Origin of the sequence: Hymenobacter negativus (assembly GCF_016056375.1) — a bacterium.
GTDB classification, from domain to species: domain Bacteria; phylum Bacteroidota; class Bacteroidia; order Cytophagales; family Hymenobacteraceae; genus Hymenobacter; species Hymenobacter negativus_A.
The window spans coordinates 357,740-371,266 of sequence record NZ_JAEDAE010000003.1 but is presented as its reverse complement, the minus strand read 5'-3'; the positions used below and the strand labels follow the sequence as shown (position 1 = coordinate 371,266).

11 protein-coding genes are annotated in these 13,527 nt (G+C 65.2%); 6 read left to right on the top strand and 5 right to left on the bottom strand.

Annotated elements, in window-relative coordinates; genetic code table 11:
* Window positions 1–43: 43 nt before the first annotated feature.
* The 4 genes from I7X13_RS09580 to I7X13_RS09565 all read left to right on the top strand — a co-directional run bounded on the left by I7X13_RS09580 (window position 44) and on the right by I7X13_RS09565 (window position 5,054).
* Window positions 44–1,828: a methylmalonyl-CoA mutase family protein gene (locus I7X13_RS09580; RefSeq protein ID WP_198075310.1), complete on the top strand. Its 1,785-nt coding sequence runs from the start codon at window positions 44–46 to the stop codon at window positions 1,826–1,828.
* Window positions 1,829–2,045: 217 nt separating this feature from the next.
* Entirely contained in the window at window positions 2,046–4,205 is a 2,160-nt protein-coding gene (gene scpA, locus I7X13_RS09575) for a methylmalonyl-CoA mutase (RefSeq protein ID WP_198075309.1), read from the top strand.
* A 14-nt stretch (window positions 4,206–4,219) separates the two neighbouring features.
* On the top strand, window positions 4,220–4,669 hold the full coding sequence (locus I7X13_RS09570) for a hypothetical protein (protein WP_198075308.1): 450 nt from the start codon (window positions 4,220–4,222) through the stop codon (window positions 4,667–4,669).
* A 10-nt stretch (window positions 4,670–4,679) separates the two neighbouring features.
* Window positions 4,680–5,054, top strand: a complete 375-nt coding sequence (locus I7X13_RS09565) for a hypothetical protein (protein WP_198075307.1) — start codon at window positions 4,680–4,682, stop codon at window positions 5,052–5,054.
* On the opposite strand, the gene I7X13_RS09560 is transcribed toward I7X13_RS09565, so the two are convergent.
* Window positions 5,051–6,706: a hypothetical protein gene (locus tag I7X13_RS09560; RefSeq protein WP_198075306.1), complete on the bottom strand. Its 1,656-nt coding sequence runs from the start codon at window positions 6,704–6,706 to the stop codon at window positions 5,051–5,053. The genes I7X13_RS09565 and I7X13_RS09560 overlap by 4 nt on opposite strands.
* 131 nt (window positions 6,707–6,837) lie before the next feature.
* Window positions 6,838–8,532 carry a hypothetical protein gene (locus tag I7X13_RS09555; protein ID WP_198075305.1) on the bottom strand — a complete coding sequence of 565 codons (1,695 nt, stop codon included), beginning with the start codon at window positions 8,530–8,532 and terminating at the stop codon, window positions 6,838–6,840.
* A gap of 289 nt (window positions 8,533–8,821) precedes the next feature.
* On the opposite strand from I7X13_RS09555, the gene I7X13_RS09550 reads away from it, so the two are divergent.
* On the top strand, window positions 8,822–10,420 hold the full coding sequence (locus I7X13_RS09550; RefSeq protein WP_198075304.1) for a T9SS type A sorting domain-containing protein: 1,599 nt from the start codon (window positions 8,822–8,824) through the stop codon (window positions 10,418–10,420).
* Window positions 10,421–10,497: 77 nt separating this feature from the next.
* Window positions 10,498–10,860, top strand: coding sequence for a DUF1304 domain-containing protein (locus tag I7X13_RS09545; RefSeq protein WP_198067815.1), 363 nt, complete (start codon window positions 10,498–10,500; stop codon window positions 10,858–10,860).
* 14 nt (window positions 10,861–10,874) lie between these two features.
* Here the strand turns inward: I7X13_RS09545 and I7X13_RS09540 are convergent, their stop codons facing one another.
* The 3 genes from I7X13_RS09540 to I7X13_RS09530 form a co-directional block, all read right to left on the bottom strand.
* Window positions 10,875–11,597, bottom strand: coding sequence for a TonB family protein (locus tag I7X13_RS09540; RefSeq protein ID WP_198075303.1), 723 nt, complete (start codon window positions 11,595–11,597; stop codon window positions 10,875–10,877).
* A gap of 521 nt (window positions 11,598–12,118) precedes the next feature.
* Complete coding sequence (locus I7X13_RS09535) at window positions 12,119–12,622, bottom strand: ankyrin repeat domain-containing protein (protein WP_198075302.1); 504 nt, start codon at window positions 12,620–12,622, stop codon at window positions 12,119–12,121.
* A 127-nt stretch (window positions 12,623–12,749) separates the two neighbouring features.
* Window positions 12,750–13,499 carry a J domain-containing protein gene (locus tag I7X13_RS09530; protein ID WP_198075301.1) on the bottom strand — a complete coding sequence of 250 codons (750 nt, stop codon included), beginning with the start codon at window positions 13,497–13,499 and terminating at the stop codon, window positions 12,750–12,752.
* Window positions 13,500–13,527 lie beyond the last annotated feature (28 nt).

Below are 13,527 nucleotides of genomic sequence, written 5' to 3'. Positions count from 1 at the left end.
CAGAACCCACCCCTTCTACCGACCCCAAAACCGCTTTCCTCCTATGTCCGATACCCCCACGGCCGCGCCCGTTTCCTTCGCCGAATTTCCGGCCGTCACCACTGCCGAGTGGCAGGCCCGCCTCACGCGCGAGCTCAAGGGCCAGGACCCGGCCACGCTGCGCTGGCCCCTGCCCGACGGCTTCAGCCTGGAGCCCTTCTACCACCGCGAAGCACTTGCGGCACTCGGCGGCCCGCCCGCGCCCCTGCCCCACCCCCTCGCGCCCTGGCTCAATGTGCCGGCCCTGACCGTGCCCCGGGGTACCGACGGCCGCGCTCAGATTGACCAGGCGGCCAATGCCTTGACCAACGGGGCCGACGGCATCCACTTCATTATTCATGATGTGCCGGCCCTAGCCGTGCACTACCTGGCCGAGCAGCTGCCGCTGGCCAGCACCTTCGTGGGCTACACCGTGCTGGCCGCCCCCGACGAGCTCCTGAGCCAGCTGGTAGAAGCCGCGCCCGGCACCGCCCTGCGCGGGTTCATGCGCTTCGCGCCCGGCCCCGTGCCCGAGGGCGCCGAGCTGGCCGACTACCGCGCCGCCCTGCGCCGCTGCGTGCGCCTGACCACTGGCATGCCCGATTTCCGCGCCCTGGCCGTGAACGGAGCCTTTTTCGGCAACCGGGGCGCTACGGCTTCCCAGCAGATTGCCTTTAGTTTGAACACTGCCGCGGCCCTGCTGGCCGAGCTGCCCGACGCCGAAACCACGGCCGCCGAAGTAGCTGCCGCCATTCACCTGCACGTAGCCATCATGCCCGGCTACTTCCTCGAAATAGCCAAGCTGCGTGCCCTGCGTCGGCTATGGGCCACGCTGCTGCACGGCTTCTGCCTGCCGGCCGAGCTGAACGCGAACCTGCGCATCCACGCCATGACGGCCACTTGGACGCAGACCACCCTCGACGCCCACACCAACCTGCTGCGCCACACCACCGAGGCCATGAGCGCCGTGCTGGGCGGGGCCGATTCGCTGGCCGTGGCCCCGTTCGACTGCCTGTTTGCCGAGGCCAACGAGTTTTCGGCCCGACTGGCGCGCAACCTCTCGGTGCTGCTGCGCGAAGAGGCCGGCCTGGGCCGCGTGCAGGACCCCGCCGCCGGCTCCTACTACCTCGAAACCCTCACTGACCAGCTGGCCCAGGAGGCCTGGACGCTGTTTCAGCGCACCGAAGCGCAGGGCGGGCTGCCGGCCATGCGCGGCCAGCTCATCGAAGATATCAAGGCCGTGGCCACGGAAACCTTCCGGCGCATTGCCAGCGGCCAGCAGGTGATTGTGGGTACCAACCGCTTCCAGAACAAGAACGAGCAATTCCATTTCCACCCCAAGAAGCTGCTGCGCTCCGCCGATTTCGACGTGACGCGCGCCGCCTATCCCACCGAAGTGCTGCGCCTAGCTACGGCTATGCACTTCGAGCGCCGCGACCGCAAGAGCAAGCGCGCCGCCGTGGTGCTGCTGGGGGCCAACACCAACCAGGTTATCCTAGAAAACTTCCTCCAGACCCTGCAGGAACACGAGCGGCCCGAGCTGGCCGCCAGCCACCCAGCTGGCACGCTGTCGCTGCTCTATTCCTCGGCCGAGGAAGCGACGCTGATGTATGCCACCCTGGACCAGTTCCAGAAATTTGCCCGCTTCATCTACCAGATTCCGACCGAAAAGCAGCACTTCATTCCCCCGGCCCTGCTCACCTCCGACCTAGCCACCCTGCACGAGGCCGTGCGCGTGTTCGGCTTCCAGGAAATGAAGGTGCAGGGCTACTCCACGGAGGAAGTACTGGCCCGTTTGCAAGGCCGCTAGAATGTGTCTGTCATTGCGAGGCCGCAGGCCGCGGCAATCCGTCCTATCAATGCCAGACACATTCTTTAGCAACAAACTTTAACAACCCGAGAGCTAAGCTTTTCACATTATCAGGCTGGTCGCATTTGAGAGGTAAGGATTAGCTACGCTGTCCTTCGGGTGCCGCGTTCCGCTGCGCTCCACTCGCAATGACAGACGGCCCGCCGCCATCCCACCTATGAAGCCCGACTTCTCTTCGATTCCCTACAACGCCGCCCCGGCTCCCGCTGCTCCGGCCGCGCCCGAAACGGCTGCCACGCTCACGCCCGAGGGCATTGCCATCAAGCCCGTGTACGGGCCGGAGGATGTGGCCCACCTCGACCACCTGGGCTTTGGTGCGGGGCAGGCGCCCTACCTGCGCGGCCCCTACGCCAGCATGTACACCCAAAACCCGTGGACCATCCGGCAGTACGCCGGCTTCAGCACGGCCGAGGAATCGAACGCGTTTTACCGCCGCAACCTGGCCGGCGGGCAGAAAGGGCTGAGCGTGGCCTTCGACCTGGCCACTCACCGGGGCTACGATTCGGACCACCCTCGCGTGCAGGGCGACGTGGGCAAGGCCGGCGTGGCCATCGACTCGGTGGAAGACATGAAAATCCTCTTCGACCAGATTCCGCTGGGAGAAATGTCGGTTTCCATGACCATGAACGGGGCCGTGCTGCCCGTGCTGGCCTTCTACATTGTGGCGGCCGAGGAGCAGGGCGTGCCGCCCGAAAAGCTGGCCGGCACCATTCAGAACGACATTCTGAAGGAGTTCATGGTGCGCAACACCTACATCTACCCGCCCGCGCCGAGCATGCGCATCATTGCCGACATCTTCAGCTACACGGCGGCGAAAATGCCCAAGTTCAACAGCATCAGCATCTCGGGCTACCACATGCAGGAAGCCGGCGCTACCGCCGACCTGGAGCTGGCCTATACTCTTGCCGACGGCCTGGAATACGTGCGCGCCGGCCTTGCGGCGGGCATGAAGATTGACGAGTTTGCGCCGCGCCTGAGCTTCTTCTGGGCCATCGGCATGAACCACTTCATGGAGATTGCCAAGCTGCGGGCTGGCCGCCTGCTCTGGGCCAAGCTCATCCAGCAGTTCAACCCCACCAACCCCAAAAGCCTAGCCCTGCGCACCCACTGCCAGACCTCGGGCTACTCCCTCACCGAGCAGGACCCCTACAACAACGTGGCCCGCACCGCCATCGAGGCCCTCGCGGCCGTGCTCGGCGGCACCCAGAGCCTGCACACCAACGCCCTCGACGAGGCCATTGCCCTGCCCACCGACTTCTCGGCCCGCATTGCCCGCAACACCCAGCTCTATCTCCAGCACGAAACCGACGTGACCAAAGTGGTGGACCCCTGGGGCGGCAGCTACTACGTCGAAACCCTGACCCACGAGCTGGCCGACCGCGCCTGGGCCCTCATTCAGGAAGTGGAAGGGCTGGGCGGCATGGCCAAGGCCATCGAAACCGGCCTGCCCAAGCTGCGCATCGAGGAAGCCGCCGCCCGCAAGCAGGCCCGCATCGACTCAGGCAAAGAAATCATCGTGGGCGTGAACAAGTACCAGACCACCGAGAAAACGGAGGTCGAAGTGCTCGACATCGACAACGACGCGGTGCGCGAAAGCCAGATTGCCCGCCTCAAAACCATCCGCGCCACCCGCGACAACGTGGCCGTGAAAGTGGCCCTGGCCGCCCTCACCGAAGCGGCAGGAGTCCGCCTCGCCGACCTGGCCGCCGATGCCGACAAGGACGCCCACAACCTCCTGGCCCTGGCCGTGACCGCCGCCCGCGCCCGCGCCACCCTCGGCGAAATCTCCGATGCCCTGGAGGCGCAGTTTGGCCGCCACCAAGCTACCACGCGCACCGTGGCCGGCGTGTATTCGCAGGAGATGAGCCACAACGAAGCCTTCGAGCAGGCCCGCGCGGCGGCCGAGGAATTTGCCGCCCGTGAAGGCCGCCGCCCCCGCATGCTGGTGGCCAAAATGGGCCAGGACGGCCACGACCGCGGCGCCAAAATCATCGCCACCAGCTTCGCCGATGTCGGCTTCGACGTCGACATTGCCCCCCTCTTCCAAACCCCCGCCGAAGTAGCCCGCCAGGCCGCCGACAACGACGTGCACGTGGTGGGCGTGAGCAGCCTCGCGGCAGGACACAAAACCCTGCTCCCCCAGTTGCTGGCGGAGCTGCGGCAGCTCGGCCGCGAAGATATTCTGGTGATTGCCGGCGGCGTCATCCCCGCCCAGGACTACCAGTTCCTCTACGATGCTGGCGTGGCCGGCGTGTACGGCCCCGGCACGGTCATCGCCACGGCCGCGCTGGAGATTCTGGCGAAGCTGGGGGAGTAGGTATTCCAAGAGTTATGGAGATTTCTGACATTGACCAAGAGGTGTCTGACTTCGACTGGTTTGCAGTTGGTGCGGACGGCTACATTCTTCATTTTGCTTCGGCTGGTGGAGTGCTACCTACTTCAGTTGCAGCTTCAAAAGAGGAACTAGCCCTAATTGCAGAACATTTCAATCGTCTACCTGAGACACTACAAGCCGATAAAGTGCAGGTAATTGCTAGTATCAAACAAGAGAAGGGAGTTCGATATGATTCCTTCCTTCATTATGCGCGGCGCGGTCTTTTTTCATTTGACAAAACCCGTCTCGAGGCTCGCCTTGACACTTTCTACCAATTAATAGCACGTCCTCAGCACCCGTTGATGCTGTCAGATTTACCCGCAGAAATAGCCGTTATTTTGAGCAAGACTCGCGGGCATTTTTCTGTTGCTATTATGACAAAGGTTGATGTTTCTGTCATTCTGTAAACCTCCATTCATGCCCCTCTTCGCCGCCCTCGACCGCCTCAAAGCCGCCCCAACGCCCTGCGCCCCCTGGCCCCGGAACAGGAGCAGCGGGGGCTGCAAAAGCCTCTTTAGAAACAGCCGTTATCCCCAGCTAAACGAAGGCCCGCCCCACCAGGCGGGCCTTTTGCGTGCCCACGCCCACTTCTCCCTCACCACCAGCACCAGCGAACTTGACACCACGGCCAAGGCCCTGGGGCCCGACGGCCAGTGGCTGGTGGTGTTCAACGACAGCGATACGCCAGTGCGCGTCGAAATCGCGGTGATTCTCCAAGCCGCATTACTTTCCACAAAAAAGGCCCGGAATGCAGCGTCCGGGCCTTTTTTGTTAAAGCGAAACTGCGCCTAGCGCACGAGCAGCGGGGCCGTGGCGGGCTGGCCGTTGCCCAGTATGGCGCGCAGTTGGTAGAGGCCGGGGGCCAGCCCGGTTAGCGGCACCGGGCAGTCGCCGGCCGTGGCGGGCAGCGCCTGCTGGCGCACGGTGCGGCCCACGGCATCGAGTACGGCCAACTGGCCGCCGCCCACCGGCAGCCGCAGCGTGACGCTGCCACTGGCCGGGTTGGGGTAAGCCGCCAGCACCAAGCCCGCCGCCGGGCGGGCCGCCGTGAGCACGCTGCCGGGCGTGAGCGTAGCTACAAAGACATCGGCCCGGCCCGCGGCGGCCGTGGTGGATAGCGCCCCGAACGCGATGGTGCCCACTGCCGAACCCACGACGTGCATCCGGCCGCTGGCATCGGCCGCGATGCCAGCGGCGGTGGCGGTGTTGATGCCACTGCCTAGGGTTTGGGTGGCCCATACCGAGTTGCCTTGGCCATCGTAGCGCACCACAAACGCCTGCGGGCCCGCGGTGGCCGAGAGCCGGGTGGCGCCCACCATAGTGGTGCCCGCAAGCTGGCCCGTGACGAAGCAGCCGCCGCGCCCGTCATACGCCACGCCGCTAATGAGGCTGATGCCCGTCGCGCTGCTGCCGTAGCCAGTGTAGAGCGGCCCAATGGTTTGCGACCACACCGGGCTGCCCTGGGCTGTGAACTGGTCGACAAACAATGTGCTGCCCACATAGTCCACGTACCCGGTGCTGCTGCCCACCACGGGGTTGCCGGCGGCATCTACGGCCACGGCATTGGCGGTGCCGCCGTTGGCGCCTCCCGTGCGCCGCACCCAGACGGGGGTACCGGTGGCATCGAGCTTGCAGAGAAAACCATAGTAATACCCGCCGCCGCTGGTCAGGGTCAGGGAGCCGAAGGTGGTAGTACCAATAAATCCGCCTGCGAGGTAGGCATTGCCAGCCCCGTCCAACGCCAAGGCCATTTCTGTAGTAAAAGTGCCCTGGGCCGTGGCCACCCGCCGGGCCTGCAGGATGGTGCCGGCCGGCGAAAATTTGTAGTAGCACATGCCGGAGCCCGCCAGGGGTGCTCCACCAAAGGCAGCGGCGGTGTCCGAATAGCCGGCCACGGCCACGTTGCCGCTGGCATCGGTGGCGATGCTGGTGGCCCAGGTGCCGCTGCCACCCTGGCGCACCCACTGCATGGTGCCTTGTGGGTCGAATTTCGCCAGGTACGAATCCGGGTTATTTCCCACCGGGGTGAGGGTAGTACCGCTGAACGTGACGGCGGAAGAAAACGTACCCACCAGGTAAGCATTGCCGGCCGCATCGGTGGCCACATGAATGGTGTAGGCGCTGCCGCCGCCATCGAGTTGGATGGCCCACAACACTGCCCCAGCCGCGTTGTACTTGGCCAGAAACTGGTGCGCGGAGCCGGCCCCCGGCGTGAGGGTGAACGTGCCCAGGGTAAGCGGGCCGACAAATTCGCCGGTGATGTAGCGGCTGCCATCGGCAGCCAGCGCAATGCTGCGGCCCACGCCGTAGCTGGTGGCGTTGGGCGAGGAAGTGCGCTGCACGGTGTCCCAGGCAGGGGCCGTTTGGGCGTGGGCGGCGGGAATGGTCAGCCCGAAGGCCACCAGTAAACCGAATCCAACCCCTAGAGAAGTAGAAATTTTCATGCTGCTGGAAATTATGTGGAAAGGAAGTTCTGACTGCCGCTGCTGCCCGCTCTCAAATATAACATCATGAGTATCTGCCCCCGGTCCAGCCACCTGGGGCGGTTGGGCCGGGGTATCGGAACGCTCTTAATCTATCGCACGAGCAGCGGGGCGGTGGCGGGCTGGCCGTTGCCCAGCGTGGCGCGCAGTTGGTAGAGGCCGGGGGCCAGCCCGGTTAGCGGCACTGGGCAGTCGCCGGCTGTGGCGGGCAGCGCCTGCTGGCGCACGGTGCGGCCCACGGCATCGAGCACGGCCAACTGGCCGCCGCCCACCGGCAGCCGCAGCGTGACGCTGCCACTGGCCGGGTTGGGGTAAGCCGCCAGCACCAAGCCCGCTGCCGCCGGGCGGGCCGCCGTGAGCACGCTGCCGGGCGTGAGCGTAGCTACAAAGACATCGGACGAGCCCGTGCTGGGTGCCGTGACTAGGGGCCCGAATGCGACGGTACCCCCCACCGAGCCCACGAGGTAGGCATTGCCGGCCGCATCGGTCCCGATGCCGTTGGCACTGGAACCATCGATGCCGGGGGTGGAGGTGGCGCCCACGCTCTGGCTGGCCCATACGGCATTGCCCTGGCCATCGTAGCGCACCACAAATAGCTGCGGGTTGAGGGCGTAGAGGGTGGTAGCCCCGAAGGTGGCCGTGCCGCGCAGGCGGCCGGCGATGTAGCAGCCACCGCGCCCGTCGTAGGCCACGCCGAAGGCTAGGCTGGGGCCGGAATTGGTGCCCGGGCCGTTGGCCGCGCCGCTGGGGTTGATGCGTCGCTCCCACAGCGGCGCGCCCTGGGGAGTGAAGCGGGCCAGGTACAGGGTGCTGCCGAAGGGGCCGCCCACCCCGCTCCCGGGTTCCACATATACGCTGCTGGCACACACCACGGCCGAGCCGCTGGCATCCACGGCTACGCCGCCAGCGGTGTCATCGGCGGCCCCGCCCAGCGACGCCGTCCAAACGGGGGTGCCGGTGGCATCGAGCTTGCACAGGTAAACGTCCAGGGAACTCATCAGGCTGGTCACCGTGGCGGGGCCGAACTGCACGGTGCCGCTGAACGCTCCCACGAGGTAGGCATTGCCGGCGGCATCCAGGGCCAGGGCCCGGGTGTTATCGAGCCAGCCACCGGTACCGATGAAGCGGCTTTGCAGGATGCCGCCAGCTGGGGAGAATTTGTAATAGAACACGCCCGTGCCCGCCACGGCCGGCCCGCCAAACGTGACGGCCGTGTTGGCATATCCGACCACGGCCACGTTGCCACTGGCATCGGTGGCCAAGCTGCCGGCGGAGGTGCCGGCCCCGCCTTGGCGCACCCACTGCAGCTGACCCTGGGCATCAAACTTGGCCAAGAAGGAGTCGGGAGTCGCGTCGGTGAGCGTGGTGCCGCCCACCGTAACGGTGCCCGTGAAGAAACCCGCGATAAAGGCATTGCCCGCCCCATCTACCGCCACGCGGCAGTTGAGGGAATTGGCCACGCTGCCCTCTACCGAACGCGCCCAGAGCACGCTGCCGGTGGCACTGTACTTGGCCAGAAAAAAGTGCGCCGCCCCGGAGCCGGCTGCGAGGACGGTGGAGCCTAGCGTGAGGGTGCCGCTGTAGCTCCCGGTTGCGTAGCAGCTGCCATCGGCCGCCACGGCCAGGCCGAGCCCGCCGCCGAAGCTGCCATTGGGCGAAGTGCTACGCTGCACGCTGGCCCAGGCGGGATTGGTTTGGGCGCGGGCGGCGGGCGCAACCAGCAGGCCAGCGGCCACCAGCATTCCCAGGCGGGCCCACCGGGCCCGAAAAACAGTAGTGTTACGCATAAGTAATTGGGTAGATGGGGGAAATGTGAAAAGGACCCCACCTGCTTCCAAATGTAAGCAACCGGCGGCGATGCATCCGGCAACCGCTGTATCTACATTAAAATCAAATATATTATTTATATGATTCTATAAAATTCCTTTCTAAGTTTAGGGTAGAATCGTGTCGCCCGGCCCTGGTGGTGCCGCCGGGCCGTTGGCTGTGCTGCTGAAGGATACCCTGGAGCAAGGCGGGACGGTCTACCAATCATTCCCTCTCATTTTCCCACAATTCCCACAATCCCGCTACCCTATGAAACACTTCCTTCTCTCCGTTTTGCTATTTGTGGGCCTCGGGGCCTGGGCTCAGCCCACCGCCTGGACCTATGCCTTGCCCGCCCCCGCCGGCGTGGCCGCCGTGGCTGCTGATGCGGCCGGCAACGCCTACGTTACGGGTAGCTTCGTGGGCGGCTCCACGCAGCTGGGCGGCACCACCATCAGCAGCAGCCTGCCCGGCCGCTGCCTCTACATTGCCAAGCTCAGCCCCCAGGGCCAGGTGCTGCGCGTGACCAAGCTGGAAGGGGCCGAAGAAGGCAGCAACACCACCGGCATTGCCGTGGATGACGACGGCAATACCTACGTCAGCGGCCGGCTGCACGGCACCATCACCTACACCGGGGGCCAGACGGTGGGGGCCATTGACGAGAATTTTGGCTACACTGTGATGCTGGTAAAATGCGGGGCCAACGGCCGCGTGCGCTGGGTGAAGCAAGCCCACGGCAGCCAGGGCGGGGCCTACGGGGCCAGCCACGGCATGGGCGTGGCCGTAGACCGGGCGGGCAACAGTTACATCAGTGGCGACGTGACGGGCGGCTACGTGGTGGCCGACGCCCTCTACCTCGGGTCGCATCGGCGCGACGGCATTTTGGCGAGCTACGACCGCAACGGCCAGGTGCGCTGGGCCCGGGCGCTAACGAGCATCCGGGGGTCGTCGGGCTCCAGCTTTGCGCTGGGCGTGGCCGTGGACAACGCCGGCCACTGCTACCTGAGCGGGCACAGCGGCGGCGGCTGGCGGCTGGATGGCGTGACGGTGACCAACGCCGTGGAATCTGATTACCTGGCGCTGTTCGACTCGGGCACCGGGCAGGTGCAGTGGGGCCGAAACGTGCCCAGCAATACCTGGGGCGGGGCCCTGGCCATTGACCGGCGGGGCGATGCCTGCATCGGCGGGGATTTTGTGGGCACGGCCGACTTCGGCAACGGCCTCACCCTCACCAGCACCACCCCCACCGGCTACGTGGCCCGCTACGATGCGACCGGCGACATAGACTGGGCCACGGCCGTGAATACCTCGGTGAAAGGGGTGGCGGTCGACCAGCAGTCGCGGAAGGTATTCGTGACGGGCAGCGCCGGGCCGCAGTCCTATCTAACCCGACTCAATGCGAACGGCCGCGTGCAATGGCAGGAGCTGGTGGGCGGCCCCGGCACCAGCGGCGGCAGCGGCATTGCCATCGATGATGAGAACAATGTGTACACCACCGGCTCTTTCACGGGCAGCTGCCACTTCGGGGCGCTGGCCCGCAGCAACGCGGCCACGCAAGGCTACCTGGCCCGCTACGGCAGCCACCAGCCCGGCCGCAGCGGAAGCCACGACAACGACTTTCGCACAACCACGCTAAACCTTTTCCCCAACCCTGCCCAAAACCAGCTCATCCTGCGGCTCGACGGCCAGGCCGAGGCCGGCCAGGCCACGCTCTACGACCACCAAGGCACCCCGGTAGCCAGCCGCACTATTCAGCCCGCCGCGGCCGATGTTCATTTCGATACTTCGGCCCTGCCCGATGGCTTGTACGTGCTGCGGGTAGCGGCCCAGGGCAAAACCACTACCCAGCAGGTGACGGTGCAGCATTAGCACGGCGTGGGCCTTACCTTGTGCGTCCCGGCCGGCTGCTGCAGCGGACCGGGGCGTCACATCTTTCCCGCGTTGCCATGCACCTGCTCAGCCAACTGCTCATCGGCCTGGTGGCCCTCATCCACGCCTACATTCTGTGGCTGGAGATGTTTGCCTGGACTACCCGGGGCCCCAAAACCTTCCGTTCGCTGCGCCCCGAGCTATTTGCGCCCACCAAAGTGCTGGCCGCCAACCAGGGCCTCTACAACGGCTTCCTGGCCGCCGGCCTCGTCTGGGCGCTGCTGATAACGGACCCGGCCTGGCACCGCAACGTGGGCGCGTTTTTTCTGGGCTGCGTGGCCGTGGCCGGCATTTACGGCGGCTTTACGGCCGGCAAGCGCATTATATTGGTGCAAACCGTGCCCGCGCTGCTAGCCCTCGCGGCCCTGCAAATGGCCTGATTCCGCCGCCAGCGTTAGTCGCGTGAGCGGAACAGGAACGGCACCGACATGGTGCGGGCCACGCGCACGGGCTTGCCGGCTACCAGGCCGGGCGTCCACCAGGGCATGAGGCGAATCACGCGCAGGGCTTCTTCATCGAAGCCGTGGCCGCAGCCCTTGGCTACTTCCGCGTCCACGATGCGGCCCTGCTGGTCGACCACAAAGCTCACGTACACCGTGCCCGACAGGCCCTGCTTGAGGGCTTCTTCGGGGAAATGGGCCGTTTGACGCACGAAGGCGTAGTAGGCCGACTCCCCGCCCGGGAAGGACGGCAGCACCTCCGAAAACTTGAGCACTGTGTTGGCGTTAGCGGCCTCGGCTTCGGGAGCCGGGGCCACGGGCACCGGGCCGGCCGGCGGGGCCACGGCTTTGGTGAGCGACTGCATTTTTACGGTCAGCGAATTGCCAGCGGCTACGGCCAGCGTCTGGTCGCGGTAGCCCTGGCACTTGAACAGCAGCACGGATTTGGTGCCCGTGAGGGCCAGCAGGAAGTCGCCGGCGGCGTTGGTGCTGGTGGCCTGGGGAGTGCCCTGCACCGCCACAAACACGCCCGGCAGCGGCACCCCCACTTCGTTGGTGACGCGGCCCGCTACGGCCGGCGCCACCAAAGCAGCGGCCGGGCCAGGGTTGGCTTTCGGAGTCGGCGACGAGCCAGCAGCCAGCAATTGCGTAACGACAAGCAGAGTAGAGAGCAGCATAAGCGGTGGGATTTTGGTGAAGCGAATGGTTGTTTGCAAAGCAGGTGCGCGTGAAAATTTCCTGATGGGCCCAGCCGCAATCGTTTTCAGCTAAAAACGATGAATGAGCGGCTTAAACAGACCATAAATCTGTTTACATCAATTGATTTTTTCCGAGCGAATGGTCCATAAATCACAGAAGACAAACGTTTGCCCATCTTACTTAATTTATAAATAAGACCGTACCGGCGAATAGCTGCCGTTTGCCATCGGCATTTATTTAAAGGCAAATAAAAGACAAAATACATACAAATCAAACCAATAGCCCCAACATCACATTTCAGGCTTTCAACCAATATTTATAATTTCCGGTTAAATCCAGCCATATTAACAAATGCACTATTTCAAGTAGAAATTTCTGGCAAGCCGGTTATGCGAATTGCCGGGCGCGGCTACGCAAAAGCCCCGCCAACAAGCCGGTGGGCATGGGGGGCGGGGCCAGAGCGGTTGGTGCAGTGGGGGATGCGGTGAATTCGGTTGGGCTACTGGGCCTCCTGCGCCTCGCCGCCCAGCAGGGCCCAGGCTTGCGCGTTGCCCTGCTGGCCGGCCAGGTGCAGGGCGGTGAGGCCCCGCGCGTCGGCGATGGTGCGGTCGGCCCCGGCATCGAGGAGCAACTGTACCAGCTCGTTGCGGCCAAACATCGTGGCAAACATGAGGGCGGTGCCGCCGTTGGCGTTTTGCAGGTTAAGGCCGGCCCCGTGGGCAATGAGTTGCCGGGCAATGCCGGGGTAGCCTTTGAAGCTGACGCCCATCAGGGCGGTGTTGCCGCTGACGTCCTGCGCGTTGGGGTTGGCTCCGGCATCGAGCAGGAAGGCGGTGGCATCGGGGTGGTTGTCGTAGGCCGCCAGAATGAGGGGCGTGAAACCTTTGGGGTTGGCCGCATCAACGGCGAGGCCGGCGGCCAGCAGGTCGCGCAGGGCGGGCACGTCGCCGCGCCGGGCGGCGTCAAACAGCAGGTCCTGGGAAGGGGCAGTGGTAAAATCCATGAACGGAGGAATCGATGAAGAATGGGATATGAAACGGGCGGCGGGGCCGGGCGGGCACCCCGGCTCTCGCTTACGGATTGCTGCGGCATTTGATATGCGGCACGGGACTGGCGGCGGGGCTTAGGCCTTAGAAACAGAGCAGCACAACAAGCGTCAGAATGGTCAGCAGCCCGCCCACGGCAGCGGTATTCACGTAGGTTTCGGGCGAATGACCGGGCCAGGCCCCCACGCCTGCTACCACCGCCAACAGCAGCGGCAGTAGGAAAAAAACGCCGTAGATGGTACCGCCGTAGGGCTGAAATGGGGCCGGGCCGTCGGGCGATGCGGGCGCGCTGATGCGCAGCACGATGCCTAGGATGGGCGTTTGCCACACAGTAATGGTCTGGCCGGTGCGCACGCGGTGACCGATGGCGCTGGGCAGCCGGAAGCTGGTGTGCGCCGTGTGCACGCGGTAGGCCACCTCGGGGGCCGACAGCGCCGAGGGCACCGATACCGGAAAGCGGCTTTGCACGGTTTCGTGGGCGTACTGGCGCAGCGGCAGGGCCCAGTCGAGGCCCAGCAGCAGGCAGCAGGCCAGCAGCGCCACGTTGAGGCTACGGGCGATGCGGGCGTAGTGGTACCAGCGCGCCTCGGCGGCGTAGTGGTGGGGCGGCAGCGCAGCTTCGGCCGGTTGCTGGGCCAGCAGCACATCGTAGGCCATGCGGCGGCGCGGGTGGCCAATGATGCCGTAGCCAGCTTCTACTTCGGCAAGGCGGGCCTGCATGGCGGGGTCGGCGGCCAGGCGGCGCAGGCGGGTGCGCTGGGCAAGGTAGGCCTGCTCTATTTGCCCGGCCGTGGCCGTGAGGCTCACGCCCAATACGCGGTAATAATTCTGCATAACCCAAAGCACGACAAGGCTCTAAAGT

Excerpts from the sequence above, each read along its gene's own strand:
- I7X13_RS09580 (WP_198075310.1), top strand. The coding sequence starts at position 44 with ATGTCCGATACCCCCACGGCCGCGCCCGTTTCCTTCGCCGAATTTCCG.
- scpA (WP_198075309.1), top strand. The coding sequence starts at position 2,046 with ATGAAGCCCGACTTCTCTTCGATTCCCTACAACGCCGCCCCGGCTCCC.
- I7X13_RS09570 (WP_198075308.1), top strand. The coding sequence starts at position 4,220 with ATGGAGATTTCTGACATTGACCAAGAGGTGTCTGACTTCGACTGGTTT.
- I7X13_RS09565 (WP_198075307.1), top strand. The coding sequence starts at position 4,680 with ATGCCCCTCTTCGCCGCCCTCGACCGCCTCAAAGCCGCCCCAACGCCC.
- I7X13_RS09560 (WP_198075306.1), bottom strand. The coding sequence starts at position 6,706 with ATGAAAATTTCTACTTCTCTAGGGGTTGGATTCGGTTTACTGGTGGCC.
- I7X13_RS09555 (WP_198075305.1), bottom strand. The coding sequence starts at position 8,532 with ATGCGTAACACTACTGTTTTTCGGGCCCGGTGGGCCCGCCTGGGAATG.
- I7X13_RS09550 (WP_198075304.1), top strand. The coding sequence starts at position 8,822 with ATGAAACACTTCCTTCTCTCCGTTTTGCTATTTGTGGGCCTCGGGGCC.
- I7X13_RS09545 (WP_198067815.1), top strand. The coding sequence starts at position 10,498 with ATGCACCTGCTCAGCCAACTGCTCATCGGCCTGGTGGCCCTCATCCAC.
- I7X13_RS09540 (WP_198075303.1), bottom strand. The coding sequence starts at position 11,597 with ATGCTGCTCTCTACTCTGCTTGTCGTTACGCAATTGCTGGCTGCTGGC.
- I7X13_RS09535 (WP_198075302.1), bottom strand. The coding sequence starts at position 12,622 with ATGGATTTTACCACTGCCCCTTCCCAGGACCTGCTGTTTGACGCCGCC.
- I7X13_RS09530 (WP_198075301.1), bottom strand. The coding sequence starts at position 13,499 with ATGCAGAATTATTACCGCGTATTGGGCGTGAGCCTCACGGCCACGGCC.